Origin of the sequence: Martinezella tropici, assembly GCF_003287875.1 — a bacterium.
GTDB lineage: Bacteria > Pseudomonadota > Alphaproteobacteria > Rhizobiales > Rhizobiaceae > Rhizobium > Rhizobium tropici_C.
The window spans coordinates 200,560-220,135 of sequence record NZ_QMKK01000025.1 but is presented as its reverse complement, the minus strand read 5'-3'; the positions used below and the strand labels follow the sequence as shown (position 1 = coordinate 220,135).

Genomic DNA, 19,576 nt, shown 5'->3' with positions numbered 1-19,576 from the left:
ATCCTTCTCACTTCTTCTTCGGCAAACCGGGGAGGCCCGGGAAACCACCGCCAAGGCCCGGCAGTTTGGCGCCGCCGAGACCCGGCAAACCGCCACCGCCGCCCAGACCCGGCAAGCCACCCGGCAGGCCGCCGGGACGGCCGAGGCCGGCCGCTTCGGCTTGCTTCTGCAAGGCTTCGAGCTGCTTGGGATCCATGTTCGACAGGTCGGGCATCCCACCCATACCGCCACCGAGACCCATTTTGCCGGCAAGGCCGCCCATCAGCTGCTTCATCATGCCGCCTTTGCCCTTGCCGCCCATCATCTTCATCATATCCGCCATCTGGCGGTGCATCTTCAGAAGCTTGTTGATGTCGGAGGCGTCGGTGCCGGAGCCTGCGGCGATACGCTTCTTGCGGGAATGCTTGAGGAGATCCGGATTGGCGCGCTCGGCCTTGGTCATCGAGGAGATGATAGCGAGCTGGCGTTTGAACAGGCGGTCATCGAGGCCGGCGGCTGCCATTTTGTCCTTCATGCCGGACATGCCGGGCATCAGGCCCATAATGCCGCCCATGCCGCCCATCTTCTGCATCTGGCCGAGCTGGTCGGCGAGATCGTTGAGGTCGAACTTGCCCTTGGCCATCTTGGCAGCCATGGCGGCCGCCTTCTCGGCGTCGATATTCTCGGCAGCCTTCTCGACGAGCGAGACGATGTCGCCCATGCCGAGGATGCGGTCAGCGATACGGCGGGGATGGAATTCCTCCAGCTCGCCCATCTTTTCGCCGACGCCGATCAGCTTGATCGGCTTGCCGGTGACTGCGCGCATCGAAAGGGCCGCACCGCCGCGGCCATCGCCGTCCATGCGGGTCAGCACGAGGCCGGTGATCCCGACGCGCTCGTCGAAATTGCGGGCGAGGTTGACGGCGTCCTGACCGGTCAAGCTATCGGCGACCAGCAGGATTTCGTGCGGATTGGACTTCTTCTTGATATCCGCCATCTCGACCATGAGCGGCTCGTCGATATGCGTACGGCCGGCGGTGTCGAGGATGACGATGTCATGGCCGCCGAGCTTGGCGGCCTGGACTGCGCGTGCGGCAATATCGGTCGGCGATTGGCCTGATATGATCGGCAGCGTGTCGACGCCGGTCTGGACGCCGAGCTGACGCAGCTGCTCCTGGGCTGCCGGACGGCGCGTGTCGAGGGAGGCCATCAGGACCTTCTTGCGGTCGCGGCTCGTCAGGCGGCTGGCGATCTTGGCCGTGGTGGTCGTCTTACCGGAGCCCTGCAGACCCACCATCATGACGACGACCGGAGCCGGCGCATTGAGGTCGATGCCGACGCCTTCGCCGCCAAGCATCTCGATCAGCTCGTCATGGACGATCTTGACGACCATCTGGCCCGGCTTGATCGACTTTAGGATCTCGGCGCCGACGGCCTTTTCGCGAACGCGATCGGTAAAGGAGCGCACGACATCCAGCGCCACGTCGGCTTCGAGCAGCGCGCGGCGAACCTCGCGAAGCGCAGCGGAAACATCGGCTTCCGAAAGCGCGCCGCGGCCTGTCAGTCCATTCAGAATGGAACCAAGACGGTCCTGGAGGTTTTCAAACATCGGTTCTTCCTTATCGATCGCTTGGGATTTGGACTTGGCGCAAGTTTGCGCCGTTCCTCGCCCGAAAACGTCGTGCTTTTCCATGACGAAAACAAGACGCAAAGCCAAAAAGCACCCGAGGGCGCATCGCGCTGTCGGGTGTTGACCTCCGGGATCTCTTTATACCTTTATGGGTCCCGGTCGGTGGCTCGGAGGCTTGTGCTCGTCGCAGATTGCGGGCGATAAACAGGAAAAGGCCGCCAAAGTCAACCCAATGCGGCCGAAATGCCTGAAATGCGCGGATGACAGCGTTATCTCAACCTCGATTTGACCATACCATCCTCTTCCAATCGTTACATCGATCCCCGTCATCAAGTGATTCCCCGAGACAGCTCCGAATGAATGATGCAGCCCTGACCAATCTTCTCGCCGCCTGCCGCGCTTACGCCGGCGGTCGTGTCGACGCACAATTCAACGCGGCGGCCCAGGCCTTCTACGCGAGTGCCATTGCCCAGCCGAAGATCATGGCGCGGGCGGCGCGCGAGCTTAGCCGCCTGCCGCCGCCGGGGGCCGCGATCCTTGCGAATATGCTCGGCACCATCGTCGAAAAGGGCGGGTCGGTGGAGCGCAGCGGTGCTGCGGTGTGGGAGCTCTACATGGCGTGGTTGCCGCAAATCCATCGCGGCTTTGCCGGCCGCAAGGAGCTGAGCCCGAGGCAAAGGCAGCTGCTCGACGCTTTCCAGCTGCTTGGCCAATCGGCGGTATCGCATCTTGCTGCCATGCCGCGGGAACGCGAGCGCGCCGCCGGCGACAAGGCGCTGATGGCGCAGCTTGCCCAGCTGCAGGATTATACGCCGGGTGCGGCCTGGGTCCGCCAGATGCTCCTGAGCCGCAGCGACGCGCTGCTGGTGCTGCATCTGCCGAGCCGTCAGGGTTTTCGCCTGCGCTATCAGAATATCGTCAATTGCTTCCATCTGTTCACGCTGATCCAGGCGGCATTCGGCGAGACGCTTCCCGGCGGCCGCGTGCCCAACAGGTTCATAATCGACATGGCGCGCTGCGTGACCGTGGCGGAAGATGGCAATGACGAGCCCTGGTGGCGCTACGAGACGGTGCAGCCGGATGAGCAAGGGCTTGTCGAGATTTCCGGAGAAGCATCCGTCGAGACGATTGCCCGCATCGATGACCGGCAGGTCATCCTGCTTTCATCGCCGGTCAAGGGCGCTGCATTGTGGGATACGAGCTTTTTCACGCCGCAGCTTTTCGTCATGCCGGCGAATGTCGTGCTGGAGGAGACGCTGACGGCGCGTGAGGTCGAAGAGTGGCTCGCCAGGTTCGGCTTACCAGCCGGGAAGGCGACAAGCGCACAGGCGGTGGACAAGCCATGACGAGCTCATCCGACTCAGCCAAGAAGAATCCCTATTACCAGGGGCCGGTTTCCGATCATTTCGACGGCGTGCGCTTCTTCAATCCCGGTGGCGTCGCGCCGGGCGGTGCATTCGACCTTTTGCGCTGGCAGTTCGGCGGTGGCCGGGTGCGGTGGCCCAACCCGGTCATCAGCGCCTTTCCTCCGGCTAGGCCGGACCGGCACGTGTTCGGCGAGCAGATGCGGGTGACCATGGTCGGGCATGCCTCGATGCTGATGCAGATTGCCGGGCTGAACATTCTGACGGATCCGGTCTGGTCGGAGCGGGTCAGCCCTTTCCGATCTTTCGGACCGAAGCGTGTGGTGCCGCCCGGCATCCGCTTCGAGGATCTGCCGCATATCGACGTCGTGCTCGTCACGCATAATCACTATGACCACCTCGATGTTGCAACGCTTGCCCGCCTGCAGCAGGCGCATCGGCCAAAGATCGTCACGCCGCTCGGCAACGACATGATCATCCGCCGTGCCGTTCCCGATGCCGACATCACGGTGGTCGACTGGGGCGATCGCATCGCCCTCAAGGCCGGCGTGACGATCGATGCCGAGCCCTGCCATCACTGGTCGGCGCGCGGCATGGGCGACCGGCGCATGGCACTCTGGGCCGCTTTCGTGCTGAGCACACCAGCGGGCAAGATCTACCATGTCGGCGACACCGGCTTTCACGATGGCATCAATTATGAGGCTGCCCGGCAAAAACATGGCGGTTTCCGCCTCGCGATCCTGCCTTTTGGCGCTTACGAGCCGCGCTGGTTCATGAAGGGTCAGCACCAGAATCCGGAAGAGGCGGTGAAGGGCATGAAGCTCTGCAACGCGGCCTATGTCGCCGGGCATCACTTCGCGACCTTCCAGCTGACGGACGAAGGGATCGATGAGCCCGTTCAGGCGCTGGATGCGGCCTTGAAAGCTGAGAGTGTGGAGGCGGATCGCTTTCGTCCGCTCAGGGCGGGGGAAGTTTTCGATGTGCCTGTCGTCTGAGGGCGCCAAATATCCCTTCTCCCCGAGGGGAGAAGGGTTGCGTCCTGCGTTGGAAGCCTTACTGCTTGATCTCGGGCTCAACCAGTTTCGCGAGATTGATCAGCGATTCCTGCCAACCGAGATAGCAGGCTTCCGGCGGGATGACATCGGGAATGCCGGCTTGAGTGATGTTGACCTCGGTTCCGACGAGAACCTTCTTCAGGGTCACCGTCACTTCCATTTCGCCGGGCAGGTTCGGATCGTCGAATCTGTCAATGTAGCGCACAAGTTCGCCCGGGATAAGCTCGAGAAAATCGCCGCCGAAGGAGTGCTTCTCGCTGGTCGTGAAGTTGCGGAACGACATCTTGAACGTGCCGCCGACTTTTCCTTCGAAGTGATGCACGCTGCAGGCAAAACCGTTCGGCGGCAACCATTTGGCCAGCGCATCCGCTTCGATGAATGCGCGATAGACCTTTTCCGGGCTGGTGGCCAGGACGCGGTGCAGGCGTATGGTATTCGGCATGGTCATAATCCCTATGGTTTGACGGAGTGGACGAGCCTAGGACGTGGCAGCTTTTGGTAATCCGACATCGATGAATGATCTTTTCTCAAAATAATGCGGGTCAAGACTTCTCGGTGGGATTTTTGCTGTGGTCAAAGGACGGCCGCCCGCCCCTCGTGGTTCGAGACGGCCCTGCAGGCCTCCTAACCGTGAGGGCTGATCTTTTGCGTCGATCATACATTTCCGGGATCTAGGCACTGCAGCACAAATCATGGCCGCAGCGACGATGCTAACTCCGCCTCATCCTGGGGTGTGGAGCTCGAAGAGTGAAGCCTCGAAGGATCGGGGCGGCCCGGGAGAGCTCGCCCAATCCTGAATAATGCCGTTCTTCATGTCCCACTGGTAATTCCCCCGCATTTCCGCCATATACAGCTCGAAACACGGACGGACTTGGCATCATGAGCAATACGGTCGAATTCGCGAGGATGAACGGGCTTGGCAACAAGATCCTGGTTATCGACATGCGCGGCCGCAAGGATGTGGTGACGCCCGCTGCGGCGATTGCGCTCAATGCCGATCCGGCCACCCAGTTCGATCAGATCATGGCGATCCACGATCCGAAGCTGCAGGGCACCGATGCCTGGATCGATATCCTGAACTGCGACGGAACGAAGGCGCAGGCCTGCGGCAACGGCACGCGCTGCGTCGTGCAGGCGCTGGCGGCCGAAACTGGCAAAAAGGTGTTCACCTTCCAGACGGTCGCCGGCATCCTGAATGCCAGGGAGCATGAGGACGGCACGATCTCGGTCGATATGGGCACGCCCGTCTTTGCCTGGGACCAGATCCCGCTTGCCGAGGAATTTGCCGATACCAGCCGCATCGAGCTGCAGATCGGGCCGATCGACAATCCCGTACTGCATTCGCCTTCCGTGATGTCGATGGGTAATCCGCATGCGATCTTCTGGGTCGATAGGGATCCGATGTCCTTCGATCTCGATCGTTTCGGCCCGCTGCTCGAAAACCACCCGATGTTTCCCGAGCGCGCCAATATCACGCTGGCGCAGGTGCTGTCGCCGACCTCGCTGCGCACACGCACCTGGGAGCGCGGCGCCGGCCTGACGCTTGCATGCGGTTCGGCCGCCTGTGCCTCCGCCGTCAGCGCCGCGCGCACCGGCCGCACCGGCCGCAAGGTGATGATCGAAGTTGCCTCCGCGCCGGCGCCTGGCAAGCTCACCATTGAATGGCTCGAGAGCAACGACCATGTCGTCATGACCGGGCCTGCCGAATGGGAATGGTCCGGCACCGTCGATCCTGTCACTGGCAGCTTCTCGCGCGATCCGGAGCAAGAGGCTCAGGCGCGGTGAGCGGGGTCGAGGTCATTACCTTCGGCTGTCGTCTCAACACCTATGAATCCGAAGTGATGAGGGCCGAGGCAGAGAAAGCCGGGCTCAACAACGCCATTCTGGTCAATACCTGTGCCGTGACGGGCGAGGCCGTGCGCCAGGCGCGGCAGGCAATCCGCCGCGCGCGCCGTGGCAATCCGCATGCCCGTATCATCGTCACAGGCTGCGCCGCGCAGACCGAGAAGCAGACCTTTGCCGAGATGGCGGAAGTCGATGCCGTGCTCGGCAACGAGGAGAAGCTGAAAAGCGCCTCCTACCGCTCCCTGCCGGATTTTGGCGTTTCGGCCGAAGAAAAGCTGCGCGTCAACGATATCATGAGCGTGCGGGCGACCGCGCCGCAGATGATCCGTCATATCGATGGTCACGTGCGCGCCTTCATCCAGGTGCAGAACGGCTGCGATCACCGCTGCACCTTCTGCATCATTCCCTATGGCCGCGGCAATTCGCGTTCGGTGCCGATGGGTGCTGTGGTCGATCAGGCGCGCAATCTCGTCGAAAGCGGCTATCGCGAAATCGTGCTGACCGGCGTCGATGCAACAAGCTATGGCGCCGACCTGCCGGGTACGCCGACGCTCGGCCTGCTTGCCAAGACGCTGCTGAAGCAGATCCCGGAGATCCGCCGGCTGCGGCTCTCCTCGATCGACAGTATCGAGGCAGACCGGCACCTGATGGATCTCATCGCCGACGAGCCGCGATTCATGCCGCATCTGCATCTCTCGTTGCAGCATGGTGACGACATGATCCTCAAGCGCATGAAGCGGCGGCACTCGCGCGCCGATGCCGTGCGTTTCATCGAGGATGTGCGCCGCCTGCGCCCGGAGACGAGCTTCGGCGCCGATATGATCGCCGGCTTCCCGACTGAGACGGAAGAGATGTTCGCCAATGCTGTCGGCTTGGCGCAAGAGGCCGGCATCGCGCATCTGCACGTCTTCCCCTACAGCCCGCGCCCCGGCACGCCGGCCGCCCGCATGCCGCAGCTCGATCGCGGGCTGATCAAGGAACGTGCCGCCCGCCTGCGCGAGGCCGGACAAAGATTGCACCGGACCCATCTCGACAGCATGGTCGGCACGCGGCAATGGCTGCTTGTGGAGAATGGCGGACTGGCGCATACGGAAAACTTCACGCTTGTCGCCGCCCCCGGCCTTCGCCCGCGCGACCTTGTGCAGGTCGCAATCACCGGCCACAATGGCAAGCACCTCGACATGCAACTTCTGGCCGCCGACGCGGCCTAATGCTTCAACGGACACTTCATGGCGCTCGGTTTCATCAAAAAAGTCTTCACCTTCGGCCGCGAAAAGCCGGCTGAGGAGCAGGCGCCTGCTGTGGATGTTTCGCCGGCTTCCGAGTCTGTCGAGCCGCCGTCGCCCCCCTCTGTCCCTTCGGGACATCTCCCCCACGAGGGGGGAGATCGGTTGGAGAGTGGAGCGCCGACCGAGCAAGAGCCGCAGGCTGAAGAGCCTGCAGATGCGGCCGGCGCGAAAGAGATTGAGGCCGTTGAGGCTGCTCATTCTCTCGAATCCGAGCTGCAAGAACAGCCCGAAGACCGTAAGGCCATCGAATCGGAGCAACCTGCCGATCCTGAAGTCCACGTAGTTTCGGAAGAGCACCCCATCGAACCGATCTCCCCCCTTGTGGGGGAGATGTCCGACAGGACAGAGGGGGCTGACGAAGGTACGGCAAGCTCGGAATCTTCGTCGGAAGACGCCGAATCCTCATCCGAAATTAGCGCCCCCCCAGTCGAAGCCCCCATCCTTCCCAAGGGCTTTTCGGCCGCCGCCTCTGCTCCCGCACCGGCTCCGGAGGCCCCCAAGCAGAAACTCTCCTGGTTCCAGCGCCTACGCGCCGGGCTTGCGCGGACCTCGTCGCAGCTGACCGGTCAGATCGCGGCGCTCTTTACCAAGCGCAAGCTCGACGATCAGACGCTGCAGGATCTGGAGGATCTGCTGATCCAGGCCGATCTCGGCGTCGAGACGGCGATGCGCGTCACCGATACGCTGGCGTCCGAGCGCTATGGCAAGGATGTGACCGGCGAAGATGTCGGCCGCATCATGGCGCAGGAAATCGCCAAGGTGCTGAAGCCTGTGGCAAAGCCGCTGCAGCTCGATCTCAGCCATAAGCCGCATGTGATCCTCGTCGTCGGCGTCAACGGCACCGGCAAGACGACGACGATCGGCAAGCTGGCCGCAAAACTCTCCGGTGCGGGGCTGAAGGTCACGCTGGCTGCCGGCGATACGTTCCGCGCGGCTGCCATCGAGCAATTGAAGATCTGGGCCGAGCGTACGAAATCGGACTTCATAGGGACGAAGCTCGGCGCCGATGCTGCCGGTCTTGCCTTCGATGCCTTCCAGCAGGCCAAGGCCAACAAGAGCGACGTGCTGATCATCGATACGGCCGGCCGTCTGCAGAACAAGGCGGAGCTGATGGCGGAGCTCGAAAAGATCGTGCGCGTCCTCGGCAAGCTCGATCCGGACGCGCCGCATACCGTGCTGCAGACGCTCGATGCCACCACCGGCCAGAACGCCTTGAACCAGGTGGAAATCTTCCGCAATGTTGCCGGCGTCAACGGGCTCATCATGACCAAGCTCGACGGCACGGCGCGCGGCGGCATCCTTGTCGCCATCTCGGCCAAGCATAAGCTGCCGGTCTATTTCATCGGCGTCGGCGAAGGTGTAGAGGATCTCGAGCCGTTCGAAGCCGAGGATTTTGCTCATGCCATCGCCGGTACGGGGGCTGTAAACAGCCAATGAATGACAAGAACAAGTTTGATGATAGGGAAAGTGCCGCAATGACGACCAGCGACAGCGATCTCACCCCAAGTGCCGCCGACAGGCATCATCCGATGCTGAAGCTGGTGCTGGAACTCGGGCCTTTGCTGGTGTTCTTCTTCGGCAATTTGCGCGGCGAATGGCTGGCGCAGCATTTTCCGCAACTGGCAGCGCTCGGCGGCCCGCTCTTCGTCGCCACCGGCCTGTTCATGGCGGCAACGGTGATCTCGCTCATCGTTTCGAAGGTCATGCTCGGCCATTTGCCGCTAATGCCCTTCGTCTCCGGCATTGTGGTGCTGATTTTCGGTGCGCTCGGCATCTATCTTCAGAACGAAACCTTCATCAAGATGAAGCCGACCATCGTCAATGCGCTGTTCGGCATCGTGCTGCTCGGCGGCCTTGCTTTCGGCAAGTCGCTGCTCGGCTATGTCTTCAATGCCGCCTTTCAGCTGGATGCCGAGGGCTGGCGCAAGCTGACGCTGCGCTGGGGTATCTTCTTCTTCGTTCTCGCCGTGCTCAACGAAGTCGTCTGGCGCGGCTCGAACTGGCTTTATCTTCCGGACACCAAGGCCGCGGATAATCTCTGGGTGAACTTCAAGGTCTGGGGAACGATGCCGATCACCATCCTCTTCACGCTGTCGCAGATGCCGCTGATCATGAAGCACACGGTCGAGCCGCCGGTGGAAAACGGTAAATGAGCCAAGCCATCGACGCCCAAAGCCGCTATCGGCAACAGAGCTTCTGGTTCATCGCCTGCGCCGTCGTTCTGCTGGTGCAGATCGTGACCGAATACATGATGGGCCGTGTGCCGATCTGCACTTGCGGCTATGTGAAGCTCTTCGAGCCGGTGGTGAAATCCAGTGGCAATTCGCAGCACATCGCCGACTGGTACACGCCGTCGCACATCATCCACGGTTTTCTCTTTTTCGGTCTCACGCATCTGATCATGCGCGGCAAGCCGCTGTCGATGCGGCTCTTCGTTGCCATGTTGATCGAATCAGGCTGGGAGATCCTGGAAAATTCCCCTATCATCATCAACCGCTACCGCGCCACGACGATCTCGCTCGATTATGTCGGCGACAGCATCCTCAATTCCTCGATGGATGCGGTGTTCATGGTGGTCGGATTCCTGTTTGCCTGGCGCGCGCCGGTGCTGGTGACGGTTGTCATCGCCATCTTCTTCGAGCTGCTTACCGGTTATCTGATCCGCGACAATCTTACGCTCAACGTGCTGATGCTGGTCTGGCCGGTCGAGGCGATCAAGACTTGGCAGGGCGGGATTTAGTCTTTTAACCCTCGCCCCTGCGGGGAGATGGAGGCACGATAGCGCCGGGTGAGGAGGCGCTACCGGGAGAGTGCTGACTTTCGCTCGTCGCTCAAGACCTTTTTGCTTCGTGCCCCAGCCCCCTCATCCGCCCTTCGGGCACCTTCTTCCCAAGGAGAAAAGGGAATTAAGACGCCGGCTTCCCCTGCGCCTTCGCTATGGCCGGATAGAGCCCTTCCTTCAGGCTGGTCGGCGTGAACGGGCCGACCTGCTTGTAGAGGATCGTGCCGTCGGGCGAGACGAGGTAGGATTCCGGAATGCCGTAGACGCCCCAGTCGATGGCGGCAGAGCCGTTCGGGTCGATGCCGATGGCGTTGTAGGGATTGCCGAGTTCGCCGAGGAAGCGAAGTGCGTTCTCGCTCGTGTCCTTGTAATTGATGGCCACGATATTGAGCTGACCGCTCTTGGCAAGCTCCTTCAGCACTGGATGCTCGTCGCGACAGGGAATGCACCAGGAGGCAAAGACATTGACGAGCGTAAGCTTGCCCTTGATGGCGTCATCGGTCAGCGCCCGCAGGTTGGAGCCTTCGAGAGGTGGGAGCGCGAGCTTCGGCGCCTTCGTACCGATCAGCGCCGAAGGAATGGCCGATATGTCGGTGCCGTGCACTTCCTGATCATACATGACCTTGCCGACGGCAAAAGCGATGCAGGCAAAGACGATCAGCGGGATCAGCGCCAGCAGATAGCGTGCGGTGCCGCTCGATTTCGGCTGATCCTTGTTATCGGCATCCGTGGTCATTTCGTCTCGCTTTCCGGCGCGCGCTGTGAGCGGCGGCGGATGCCGGAGGCTTCCAATGCGGCGAGCTCACGACGTCGAAGGCGTCCGTCGATCCATGTCCAGGCGATGACGGCGAGGATCATGACGGCAGCAAAGCCGTAGGAGCCGTAGACGTAGAAGGGATGCGTCATGCTAGTCCTCCCGGCTTGCCATGCGTGCGGCGATGCGGCGCTGCGCGGCGATGCGGCGGCGCCAAATCTCGTTGCGAATCGCCATCAGGTGCAGCGTGAAGAACAGCAGCGTGAAGGCGAGCGCCATGGTGAAGAGCGGCCAGAGGAACTCCGCGTCGATGGCCGGGCCATCCATCCGCATGATGCTTTCCGACTGATGCAGCGTGTTCCACCAGTCCACGGAGAACTTGATAATCGGGATATTGATGAAGCCGACCAGCGTCAGGATCGAGGCGACACGGGCAGCTTTTGATGGGTCGTCCATGGCGCGGTTCAGCGCGATCAGGCCGAGATACATGAGGAACAGGATGAAGACCGAGGTCAGCCGCGCATCCCAGACCCAATAGGTGCCCCACATCGGCTTGCCCCAGAGCGAGCCGGTGACCAGCGCGATCAGCGTGAAGGCGGCGCCGAGCGGGGCTGCCGTCTTACCGGCGACATCGGCGAGCGGGTGGCGCCAGACAAGTGTGCCGATCGCCGACATGCTCATGATCGTGTAGCACATCATCGACAGCCAGGCGGCCGGAACGTGAATATACATGATGCGGACGGTATCGCCCTGCTGGTAATCGCCCTCGGTCGTAAAGGACAGATAGAGGCCGATCGCGAAGAGCATCGCCGAGATGGCCGCGAGCCAGGGAATGAGACGCGCCGAGAAAGCCAGGAACCGCGTGGGGTTGGCAAGGTCGGAAAATCGGCTGATCGCAGTGATATCGCTCATGCGGCTTGTTTAACCCGATATGGCTTTTCCGGCAATCGACCGCATTGTCCCGGATGGACGAAACAGTATCTTATTGCGATCAATCAGTCGTGTTCCGTAGGGCAAGAGCAGCAGCGGCCGGGCCGAGGACGGCGAAGAACAAGGTGAGCGCGATCAGGATCAGGAAGGGCGGTAGGAACGGCTGCGGCCCTTCGACTGTGGCATAGGTGGCGCTGACGCCGAAGATCAGCACGGGGATCGTGAGCGGTAGCACCAGAATGGAGACAAGCAGCCCGCCGCGCGGCAGCGCCACGGCAACGGCAGCACCAACCGCGCCGATGAAGGTGATCGCCGGCGAGCCGACGAGCAGGGTCAGGGCCGTCGCGCCGATCGCCGTCTCGTTCATATTCATAAAGAGGCCGAGCAGCGGCGAGGCGATGACGAGGGGCAAGCCTGCCGCGACCCAATGCGCCACGCATTTAATGAAGACCGTCAATACCAGTGGCGTTTCCTGCATGACAAGCAGATCGAGCGAGCCGTCATCGCGTTCTGCCTGGAACAGCCGATCGAGGCCAAGCAGGCTTGCGAGCAGCGCGCCGATCCAGACGATGGCCGGGCCGATGCGCGAGAGGAGCTTCAGGTCGGGGCCGACGCCGAAGGGAATGACGGCGACGACGGTGAGGAAGAACAGGATGCCGATCAACGCTCCGCCGCCGGCGCGCACCGAAAGTCTGAGGTCACGGAGGAAGAGGGCGGTCATCGGGCGGCACCAATCTCCCTCTCCCCTCGGGGAGAAGGTGGCCCGACGGGTCGGATGAGGGGGCTTTTACCCAGGAAAGAACCGTCACTTTGTATATACGTCAGATGATCGTCGCTCCGCTCCTCACCCCCCTCTGTCGCTGTCGCGACATCTCCCCCACAAGGGGGGAGATTGGTAACTTGTGGCGCGCGCATCGCCTGATCCAACATCGAATCTGTAGAAGCAGAAGCGGAGTCCGCCGGCTTTGTAGGCGGATGCGGCAAACTCCCAGCGATCTCCCCCCTCGTGGGGGAGATGTCACGAAGTGACAGAGGGGGGTGACGAAGGTGCGGCATAAGAGGAAATATCTGCATCATCCCCACACCCCCTCACTCACCCCGGCAAATCCCGTCATTCGCATCTCCTGCACATTCTCCAACCCCAGGGGCTGATGCGTGGCCGCAAGAACGATGCCGCCACTCTTCTGATGCGCGATGATTAGCTCCGCAAACAGCCGGTCTGCCGAGCTGTCCAGCGCCGCGGTCGGCTCGTCGAGAATCCAGATGGGGCGGTGGGCGACCAGAAGTTTGGCGAAAGCGATTCGCCGCTGCTGGCCGGCGGAGAGATAGCCGAAAGGCAAATGGGTGATACCGGCAAGGCCGACGGCGTCGGCGGCTTCATCGGCAGCCAGGCCGGAGCCGCCCGGCACATCGCCGAGGAAGGTTTTCCAGAAGGTCAGATTTTCCGCGACGGTCAGCTCGGATTTCATCGCGTTGCGGTGGCCGAGATAGTGGCTGGTTTCGCCCGGTGGCCGGCTCGATTCGCCATCACTTCCGGTGAAGGTGACACGACCTTTTTCCGGCTTCAGAAGGCCTGCCACGACACGCAGAAGCGTTGTCTTTCCCGATCCATTGCGCCCGGTCAGAACGAGGGCGTCACCACCCTCCAAGTCAAAGGAAACATTCGAGAAAATCAGGTCTTCGCCCCGCCTTGCCGCCAGATTTTCAGCGCATAGATGCATTCGCTCAGACTTTCCCCGTTGTCGTTGCCGCAGCGCGCAAAAAATTGTCCAAATTTGCGCTTTGCCACTCTGGCAAGTCTTTACGAAATTATCTATAAGACCTGCAACCACGCCAGCGGTCGGCGTGAATTTCATCCTTGCGCCGAACATAAGGTTTTCTGCCTTACGTGCGGACAGCGGAAATGGCCGCACCCGCATCCTGATGTGCATAAAGTGCATAGGCGTTCGCACGACTGTGTTGGCTATCAGAAACGGGGTATCTCGTGTCTAAATCTCTTGACAGTTTCAATTGTCGTTCCACGCTGACCGTGGGCGGGAAAGACTATGTGTATTTCAGCCTTCCCAAGGCTGAAGCCAATGGTCTGCCCGGCGTTTCCAAGCTGCCTTACTCCATGAAGGTACTGCTGGAAAACCTGCTGCGTTTTGAAGACGGGCAGTCGGTCACCAAGGAGCATATCCTTGCCGTCGCCGAATGGCTGACCAACAAGGGCACCGTCGAGAACGAAATCGCCTATCGCCCGGCGCGCGTGCTGATGCAGGACTTCACCGGCGTTCCGGCCGTCGTCGACCTTGCTGCCATGCGCGACGCGATGGTCTCCCTCGGTGGCGATCCGGAAAAGATCAATCCGCTCGTTCCCGTCGATCTCGTCATCGACCACTCGGTCATCGTCGACGAATTCGGCACACCGCAGGCTTTCGCCAAGAACGTCGAGCTGGAATACCAGCGCAACGGCGAGCGCTACCGCTTCCTGAAGTGGGGCCAGCAGGCATTCAAGAACTTCCGCGTCGTTCCTCCCGGCACCGGCATCTGTCACCAGGTGAACCTCGAATATCTCGGCCAGACCGTCTGGACGAAGGAAGAGGATGGCGAAACGATCGCTTATCCCGACACCTGCGTCGGCACCGATTCGCACACGACCATGATCAACGGCCTCGGCGTTCTCGGCTGGGGTGTCGGCGGTATCGAAGCTGAAGCCGCCATGCTCGGCCAGCCGGTCTCCATGCTGCTGCCTGAAGTCATCGGCTTCAAGCTGACCGGCAAGCTCAAGGAAGGCGTTACCGCGACCGACCTCGTTCTGACCGTCGTGCAGATGCTGCGCAAGAAGGGCGTCGTTTCCAAGTTCGTCGAATTCTTCGGCCCCGGCCTCGACAACATGCCGCTCGCCGACCGCGCCACCATCGGCAACATGGGTCCGGAATATGGCGCGACCTGCGGCTTCTTCCCGGTCGACAAGGAAACGCTGAACTACCTCAACATGTCCGGCCGTGCCAAGGACCGTATCGCGCTCGTCGAAGCCTATTCCAAGGCTCAGGGCATGTGGCGCGATAATGATGGTTCCGATCTCGTCTTCACAGACACGCTGGAACTCGATCTCGGCGACGTCGTGCCGTCGATGGCCGGCCCGAAGCGTCCGGAAGGCCGCATCGCGCTGGAAAACATCGCTTCCGGCTTCGCAACCTCGCTCGAAACCGAATACAAGAAGCCCGGCCAGCTCTCCAACCGCTATGCGGTCGAAGGCACGGATTTCGATATCGGCCATGGCGACGTTGCCATCGCTGCCATCACCTCCTGCACCAACACCTCCAACCCGTCGGTGCTGATCGCAGCCGGCCTTCTCGCCCGCAACGCCGTTGCCAAGGGCCTGAAGAGCAAGCCGTGGGTCAAGACCTCGCTCGCACCGGGATCCCAGGTCGTCGGCGAATATCTCGCCAAGTCCGGCCTGCAGGCCGATCTCGACAAGCTCGGCTTCAACCTGGTCGGCTTCGGCTGCACCACCTGCATCGGTAATTCCGGCCCGCTGCCGGCGCCGATCTCCAAGACGATCAACGACAAGGGCCTGATCGTTGCCGGCGTTCTCTCCGGTAACCGCAACTTCGAAGGCCGCATCTCGCCAGACGTCCAGGCGAACTATCTTGCTTCGCCGCCGCTCGTCGTCGCCTACGCGCTCGCCGGCTCGGTGCAGCTCGACCTAACGAAGGAGCCGATCGGCGAAGACCAGAACGGCAAGCCGGTCTATCTGAAGGACATCTGGCCGACCTCGCACGAGGTTCAGGAGTTCATCCAGAAGTACGTCACCCGCGAGCTTTATGAAACCAAGTATGCCGACGTCTTCAAGGGCGACGCCAACTGGCAGGCCGTGCAGGTTCCTCCGGGCCAGACCTATGCGTGGGACGACAACTCGACCTATGTGCAGAACCCACCTTACTTCGTGGGCATGGGCAAGAAGGGCGCCGGCGTTTCCGACATCAAGGGCGCGCGCGTTCTCGGCCTCTTCGGCGACAAGATCACCACCGACCATATTTCTCCGGCCGGTTCGATCAAGGCTGCCTCGCCCGCCGGCTCGTATCTCCTCGGTCACGGCGTCGGCGTTGCCGACTTCAACCAGTACGGCACGCGCCGCGGCAACCATGAAGTCATGATGCGCGGCACCTTTGCCAACATCCGCATCCGCAATCACATGCTTGGCCCGAACGGCAAGGAAGGTGGCTACACCATCCATTATCCGTCCAAGGAAGAGACGTCGATCTACGATGCGGCCATGCAGTACAAGGCCGAGGGCGTCCCGCTCGTCATCTTCGCCGGTGTCGAATACGGCAACGGCTCGTCGCGCGACTGGGCTGCCAAGGGCACGAACCTGCTCGGCGTGCGCGCCGTGATCGCCCAGTCCTTCGAGCGCATCCACCGCTCGAACCTGGTGGGAATGGGCGTCATCCCCTTCGTCTTCGAGGAAGGCACTACCTGGGCAAGCCTCGGCCTGAAAGGCGACGAACTCGTGACGATCGAAGGCCTGGAAAACATCAAGCCACGCGAGCGTAAGATCGCCAAGATCACCTATGGCGACGGTTCCGTGAAGGATGTTCCCATCATCTGCCGTATCGATACGCTGGATGAGGTCGTCTACGTCAACAATGGCGGCATCCTGCAGACCGTTCTGCGCGATCTCGCCGCCTGATAGGCGTCTGAACTCCTCTTGCACGCCGCCGGGAAAAGTCTCCCGGCGGCGTCTTGTTTTTCACGGTGATGTGTACGGCAAGCCGTTGCCGGTCCTCTGCCTCACCCCATCGTGACTTTGCGTCATCGCGCTAAACCATTATCTCTTGTTTCAGATTTTTCGGGCTTGATGTGGGCTGGGCGGCCCCAAGGAGCGTGATTGGTCCGGGCGTGTGCACTCGTGAGTGGCGCCGGAATTTTGCGAAAGAGGTAAAAGGGAAATGCGCCTTCGATTTTCGGCTCCACTTCTGGCAGGCATCGTGCTCGCAAGTTCGCTGCATGCGCAGGAAGCCCCGAAGATCAAGGGCGTTGTCGAACTCTTCACCTCGCAGGGCTGCGCCTCCTGTCCTCCCGCCGACGCGGCGTTCCGCAAGCTGATCCGCCAGGGCAATGTCGTCGCGCTCGCCTATCATGTCGACTATTGGAACTATCTCGGCTGGAACGATACAATGGCGTCCAAGGACAATACGGCGCGCCAATATGCCTATGCCCGCTCGATGGGACGCAGCGGGGTCTATACGCCACAGGCGATCGTCAACGGCAGGGACCATATGAACGGCGCCGATCTCGACGCCATCAATGTCAAGCTCGACGATTTCCAGCGTGACGGCGAAGGACTGACGGTTCCGGTGAATGCCGCCACCAAGGGCGACGAACTCGAGATCAAGATCGGCGCCGGCGCCGGCAAGGCCAATGTTGTTGTCGTCTATTTCGACAAGGAACAGATGGTGGCGCCGAAAGGCGGCGAAAACACCGGCCAGCAGATTGCCTACATGCATGCCGTATCGGACGTCGAGACCGTGGGCATGTGGGATGGCAAGGCCATGAGCCTGGTATTGCCCTCCACCGTGCTTGAAAAGGCCGGCCGAAGGGGCCTTGCCGTCCTTCTGCAATCGTCGACGCCTTCGGGCGATCCGGCCGCCATTCTTGGAGCGACGGTTCTGACCATCGGCTCGGACGGCTGAGCGGCATTTCTGAATTTTGACTGGTGCCGAAAGGCTCCCTATTTTTGCGGGCGCCAAAAAGGGCCCTATTTTGGCTGTACCAAAAAGGGGAGGTGCCCGGCGGGGACGCATTCGGGGCTGGGGTTTAATCGATACGCCCCGGCCGGGCCGTTTGACGCGGCGGCGCCAAACGGCTGCCTATACTTCCTGTAAATTGGGCGTCGTTTTGTCTGAAATGCGGCGTTGCCGAGATGCTTTCGGGCACGGGAAAAAAATTGTGAGCCGTCAGCCGTCTTGCAATTTGGTGCGGCTGAGGCAAACTGTCATTCTCCTGTCATGAGATAACCCTTGGGGGATTGATGACTGATCAGCCGGATTTGCGACGCGGCGAACGCCCTTCCGCCGATACTAATTCCACCGTCGTCGATCTCAGAGAATACAAACAAAGCAAGGATCCGCTACCGGTGACCTTCCATCGCCGGGAGCTGGACGCGATTTTGTGGATCTACGGCCGCATGGTTGGCGAAGGTGAGTGGCGCGACTACGCCATCGACCATCTGAAGGACAAGGCGGTTTTCTCCGTCTTCAAGCGCTCCGGTGAGATGCCGCTCTTCCGCATCGAAAAGAATCCGAAGCTCGCCGCCAAGCAGGGCGCCTTTTCCGTCGTCAACACCAACGGCATGATCCTGAAGCGTGGCCACGAGGTGCAGCAGGTTCTGAAGGTGTTCGACAAGCAGCTGAAGCTGGTGGAGAAGTAGTTTCTCGTCATTGGCTACGCGCTTGTGGCGAGTGTGGCACCCCCTCTGTCACTTTGTGACAGAGGGGGTGCCAGAGGTTCGGCATAAAGGCAGCTCGACACTACTCCCCAAACAACGTCCCCGGATAAACCGACGGATCCGGATCGGTTTCCGCGCCGTCTCCGAGCGCTTTCTGCATCAGCATCGTATCCAACCATCGGCCATGCTTGTAGCCGGTGCCTTTCAAAAGGCCGGTTTCGGTGAAGCCTGCGGCGCGATGCACGGCGACGGAGGCGGGATGGACGCCGCCGATGACGGCGATCATCTGGCGGAAGCCGAGCGCCTCGCAGCGTTCGACGAGCGCGTCGAGCAGCAGCCTGCCGATGCCGCGACCGCGCGCCTCCGGCGCCAGATAGATCGAATCCTCCACCATCCAGCGATAGGCCGGCCGCGTGCGGAACGCCGAGGCGTAGGCATAGCCCAGGAACGCGCCGGTCTCGTCTTCGGCGACGAGATAGGGATAGCCCTTTTCACAGATTGCCTGGAAACGGTCTGCCATCTCGTCCTGGGTCGGCGGCGTGATCTCATAGCTCGCGGTGCCGTTGAGAACGGAGTCGCGATAGATTGCTGTGATATGGGGAAGGTCGTCTGCGGTAGCGTTGCGAAGGCTGACGGACATTGTTTTCATTGCCTGATCTGCGGTTTGCGAAGGCCGCTATCAAATAGCAGGGTTATCGGCCAGGCAAATAAAAAGGCGGCCGAGGCCGCCTTTTCGCTACTCATTTCATGCTGCGATCAACGGCGGTTGCCCATGAACTGCAGCAGGAACATGAATAGGTTGATGAAGTCGAGGTAGAGCGACAGGGCGCCCATGATCGCCTTGCGGCCAGCCACGGTCACGTCGTCGGCTTCGTAGTACATTTCCTTGATCCGCTGCGTATCCCAGGCGGTGAGGCCGGCGAAGATCAGGACGCCGATCACGGAGATGGCGAACTGCAGGGCGGACGAAGCCAGGAAGATGTTGACGAGCGTTGCGATGATCAGGCCGAAGAGACCCATCATCAGGAACGAGCCCATCGCGGACAAATCACGCTTCGTCGTGTATCCGAACAGCGACAGCGCGCCGAAGGAGGCGGCGGTCACGAAGAAGGTCTGCACGACGCTCTGGCCGGTGTAGATGATGAAGATCGACGACAGCGACAATCCCACCAGTGCGGCGTAGACCCAGAAGGTCGTCGTCGCGGCGGCCACGCTCATGCGGTTGATCCTGAAGCTCAGGAAGAAGACCATTGCCAGCGGGGCGAGAATGACAACCCACTTCAGCGGGCTGAGATAGATCGCCTGGCCGAAGGCCGTGATCTGTCCGTTTGCAAAGGCGAGCGAGAAGGATAGATAGGCGGCAACACCCGTGATCGCCAGACCCAGCGCCATCAGGTTATAGACCTTGAGCATGTAGGCTCGAAGGCCCTCGTCTATCATCGCACCGGATTGCGCACCGCTCTGCGCCCGGTTTTGGTAATTGCGGAAGTCAGCCATGTTTTCCTCTTTCAAGCT

The 19,576-nt window shown here is 61.3% G+C and carries 19 protein-coding genes; 10 read left to right on the top strand and 9 right to left on the bottom strand.

Annotated elements, in window-relative coordinates; translation table 11 throughout:
• Window positions 1–7: 7 nt before the first annotated feature.
• Window positions 8–1,588, bottom strand: coding sequence for a signal recognition particle protein (ffh, locus tag DQ393_RS09115; protein WP_112341424.1), 1,581 nt, complete (start codon window positions 1,586–1,588; stop codon window positions 8–10).
• 377 nt (window positions 1,589–1,965) lie between these two features.
• Here ffh and DQ393_RS09105 point away from each other — a divergent pair, with 377 nt between their 5' ends.
• Together DQ393_RS09105 and DQ393_RS09100 are read left to right on the top strand one after the other, a co-directional pair.
• On the top strand, window positions 1,966–2,955 hold the full coding sequence (locus DQ393_RS09105) for a hypothetical protein (RefSeq protein WP_112341423.1): 990 nt from the start codon (window positions 1,966–1,968) through the stop codon (window positions 2,953–2,955).
• A complete protein-coding gene (locus DQ393_RS09100; RefSeq protein WP_112341422.1) occupies window positions 2,952–3,968 on the top strand; it encodes an MBL fold metallo-hydrolase in 1,017 nt (338 codons plus the stop codon). Before DQ393_RS09105 ends, DQ393_RS09100 begins: the two co-directional genes overlap by 4 nt.
• 58 nt (window positions 3,969–4,026) lie before the next feature.
• On the opposite strand, the gene DQ393_RS09095 is transcribed toward DQ393_RS09100, so the two are convergent.
• Entirely contained in the window at window positions 4,027–4,470 is a 444-nt protein-coding gene (locus tag DQ393_RS09095) for an SRPBCC family protein (protein ID WP_162736934.1), read from the bottom strand.
• Window positions 4,471–4,907: 437 nt separating this feature from the next.
• On the opposite strand from DQ393_RS09095, the gene dapF reads away from it, so the two are divergent.
• Genes dapF through DQ393_RS09070 form a run of 5 tightly spaced genes read left to right on the top strand, consistent with a single transcriptional unit; the run spans window position 4,908 to window position 9,902 of the window.
• Complete coding sequence (dapF, locus tag DQ393_RS09090; RefSeq protein WP_112341420.1) at window positions 4,908–5,813, top strand: diaminopimelate epimerase; 906 nt, start codon at window positions 4,908–4,910, stop codon at window positions 5,811–5,813.
• Window positions 5,810–7,084 (top strand): tRNA (N(6)-L-threonylcarbamoyladenosine(37)-C(2))-methylthiotransferase MtaB, encoded by a 1,275-nt coding sequence (gene mtaB / locus DQ393_RS09085; protein WP_112341419.1) that lies wholly within the window; start codon window positions 5,810–5,812, stop codon window positions 7,082–7,084. The genes dapF and mtaB overlap by 4 nt, the downstream gene beginning before the upstream one ends.
• 18 nt (window positions 7,085–7,102) lie before the next feature.
• Window positions 7,103–8,599: a signal recognition particle-docking protein FtsY gene (gene ftsY / locus DQ393_RS09080; RefSeq protein ID WP_112341418.1), complete on the top strand. Its 1,497-nt coding sequence runs from the start codon at window positions 7,103–7,105 to the stop codon at window positions 8,597–8,599.
• Window positions 8,596–9,315 (top strand): septation protein A, encoded by a 720-nt coding sequence (locus tag DQ393_RS09075; RefSeq protein WP_112341417.1) that lies wholly within the window; start codon window positions 8,596–8,598, stop codon window positions 9,313–9,315. Before ftsY ends, DQ393_RS09075 begins: the two co-directional genes overlap by 4 nt.
• A complete protein-coding gene (locus DQ393_RS09070; protein WP_112341416.1) occupies window positions 9,312–9,902 on the top strand; it encodes a DUF2585 domain-containing protein in 591 nt (196 codons plus the stop codon). The genes DQ393_RS09075 and DQ393_RS09070 overlap by 4 nt, the downstream gene beginning before the upstream one ends.
• 166 nt (window positions 9,903–10,068) lie before the next feature.
• On the opposite strand, the gene DQ393_RS09065 is transcribed toward DQ393_RS09070, so the two are convergent.
• The 5 genes from DQ393_RS09065 to ccmA all read right to left on the bottom strand — a co-directional run bounded on the left by DQ393_RS09065 (window position 10,069) and on the right by ccmA (window position 13,349).
• Window positions 10,069–10,680, bottom strand: coding sequence for a DsbE family thiol:disulfide interchange protein (locus DQ393_RS09065; RefSeq protein WP_112341415.1), 612 nt, complete (start codon window positions 10,678–10,680; stop codon window positions 10,069–10,071).
• Window positions 10,677–10,850: a heme exporter protein CcmD gene (gene ccmD / locus DQ393_RS09060; protein ID WP_112341414.1), complete on the bottom strand. Its 174-nt coding sequence runs from the start codon at window positions 10,848–10,850 to the stop codon at window positions 10,677–10,679. Before ccmD ends, DQ393_RS09065 begins: the two co-directional genes overlap by 4 nt.
• A gap of 1 nt (window position 10,851) precedes the next feature.
• A complete protein-coding gene (locus tag DQ393_RS09055; protein ID WP_112341413.1) occupies window positions 10,852–11,610 on the bottom strand; it encodes a heme ABC transporter permease in 759 nt (252 codons plus the stop codon).
• Window positions 11,611–11,689: 79 nt separating this feature from the next.
• Entirely contained in the window at window positions 11,690–12,349 is a 660-nt protein-coding gene (gene ccmB / locus DQ393_RS09050; RefSeq protein ID WP_112341412.1) for a heme exporter protein CcmB, read from the bottom strand.
• A 352-nt stretch (window positions 12,350–12,701) separates the two neighbouring features.
• Window positions 12,702–13,349, bottom strand: coding sequence for a heme ABC exporter ATP-binding protein CcmA (gene ccmA, locus DQ393_RS09045; protein WP_112341411.1), 648 nt, complete (start codon window positions 13,347–13,349; stop codon window positions 12,702–12,704).
• A 263-nt stretch (window positions 13,350–13,612) separates the two neighbouring features.
• Between ccmA and acnA the strand changes: the two genes are divergently transcribed.
• The 3 genes from acnA to DQ393_RS09030 all read left to right on the top strand — a co-directional run bounded on the left by acnA (window position 13,613) and on the right by DQ393_RS09030 (window position 18,043).
• Entirely contained in the window at window positions 13,613–16,303 is a 2,691-nt protein-coding gene (gene acnA / locus DQ393_RS09040) for an aconitate hydratase AcnA (RefSeq protein ID WP_112341410.1), read from the top strand.
• A gap of 259 nt (window positions 16,304–16,562) precedes the next feature.
• Window positions 16,563–17,306, top strand: a complete 744-nt coding sequence (locus tag DQ393_RS09035; RefSeq protein WP_112341409.1) for a DUF1223 domain-containing protein — start codon at window positions 16,563–16,565, stop codon at window positions 17,304–17,306.
• A gap of 338 nt (window positions 17,307–17,644) precedes the next feature.
• Window positions 17,645–18,043 carry a DUF2794 domain-containing protein gene (locus tag DQ393_RS09030; RefSeq protein WP_112341408.1) on the top strand — a complete coding sequence of 133 codons (399 nt, stop codon included), beginning with the start codon at window positions 17,645–17,647 and terminating at the stop codon, window positions 18,041–18,043.
• Window positions 18,044–18,143: 100 nt separating this feature from the next.
• Here the strand turns inward: DQ393_RS09030 and DQ393_RS09025 are convergent, their stop codons facing one another.
• Together DQ393_RS09025 and DQ393_RS09020 are read right to left on the bottom strand one after the other, a co-directional pair.
• Window positions 18,144–18,701: a GNAT family N-acetyltransferase gene (locus DQ393_RS09025; RefSeq protein WP_112341407.1), complete on the bottom strand. Its 558-nt coding sequence runs from the start codon at window positions 18,699–18,701 to the stop codon at window positions 18,144–18,146.
• A 116-nt stretch (window positions 18,702–18,817) separates the two neighbouring features.
• A complete protein-coding gene (locus DQ393_RS09020) occupies window positions 18,818–19,558 on the bottom strand; it encodes a Bax inhibitor-1/YccA family protein (RefSeq protein WP_095433002.1) in 741 nt (246 codons plus the stop codon).
• Between the last annotated feature and the right edge of the window lie 18 nt (window positions 19,559–19,576).

Excerpts from the sequence above, each read along its gene's own strand:
- ffh (WP_112341424.1), bottom strand. The coding sequence starts at position 1,588 with ATGTTTGAAAACCTCCAGGACCGTCTTGGTTCCATTCTGAATGGACTG.
- DQ393_RS09105 (WP_112341423.1), top strand. The coding sequence starts at position 1,966 with ATGAATGATGCAGCCCTGACCAATCTTCTCGCCGCCTGCCGCGCTTAC.
- DQ393_RS09100 (WP_112341422.1), top strand. The coding sequence starts at position 2,952 with ATGACGAGCTCATCCGACTCAGCCAAGAAGAATCCCTATTACCAGGGG.
- DQ393_RS09095 (WP_162736934.1), bottom strand. The coding sequence starts at position 4,470 with ATGCCGAATACCATACGCCTGCACCGCGTCCTGGCCACCAGCCCGGAA.
- dapF (WP_112341420.1), top strand. The coding sequence starts at position 4,908 with ATGAGCAATACGGTCGAATTCGCGAGGATGAACGGGCTTGGCAACAAG.
- ftsY (WP_112341418.1), top strand. The coding sequence starts at position 7,103 with ATGGCGCTCGGTTTCATCAAAAAAGTCTTCACCTTCGGCCGCGAAAAG.
- DQ393_RS09075 (WP_112341417.1), top strand. The coding sequence starts at position 8,596 with ATGAATGACAAGAACAAGTTTGATGATAGGGAAAGTGCCGCAATGACG.
- DQ393_RS09070 (WP_112341416.1), top strand. The coding sequence starts at position 9,312 with ATGAGCCAAGCCATCGACGCCCAAAGCCGCTATCGGCAACAGAGCTTC.
- DQ393_RS09065 (WP_112341415.1), bottom strand. The coding sequence starts at position 10,680 with ATGACCACGGATGCCGATAACAAGGATCAGCCGAAATCGAGCGGCACC.
- ccmD (WP_112341414.1), bottom strand. The coding sequence starts at position 10,850 with ATGACGCATCCCTTCTACGTCTACGGCTCCTACGGCTTTGCTGCCGTC.
- DQ393_RS09055 (WP_112341413.1), bottom strand. The coding sequence starts at position 11,610 with ATGAGCGATATCACTGCGATCAGCCGATTTTCCGACCTTGCCAACCCC.
- ccmB (WP_112341412.1), bottom strand. The coding sequence starts at position 12,349 with ATGACCGCCCTCTTCCTCCGTGACCTCAGACTTTCGGTGCGCGCCGGC.
- ccmA (WP_112341411.1), bottom strand. The coding sequence starts at position 13,349 with ATGCATCTATGCGCTGAAAATCTGGCGGCAAGGCGGGGCGAAGACCTG.
- DQ393_RS09035 (WP_112341409.1), top strand. The coding sequence starts at position 16,563 with ATGCGCCTTCGATTTTCGGCTCCACTTCTGGCAGGCATCGTGCTCGCA.
- DQ393_RS09030 (WP_112341408.1), top strand. The coding sequence starts at position 17,645 with ATGACTGATCAGCCGGATTTGCGACGCGGCGAACGCCCTTCCGCCGAT.
- DQ393_RS09025 (WP_112341407.1), bottom strand. The coding sequence starts at position 18,701 with ATGTCCGTCAGCCTTCGCAACGCTACCGCAGACGACCTTCCCCATATC.
- DQ393_RS09020 (WP_095433002.1), bottom strand. The coding sequence starts at position 19,558 with ATGGCTGACTTCCGCAATTACCAAAACCGGGCGCAGAGCGGTGCGCAA.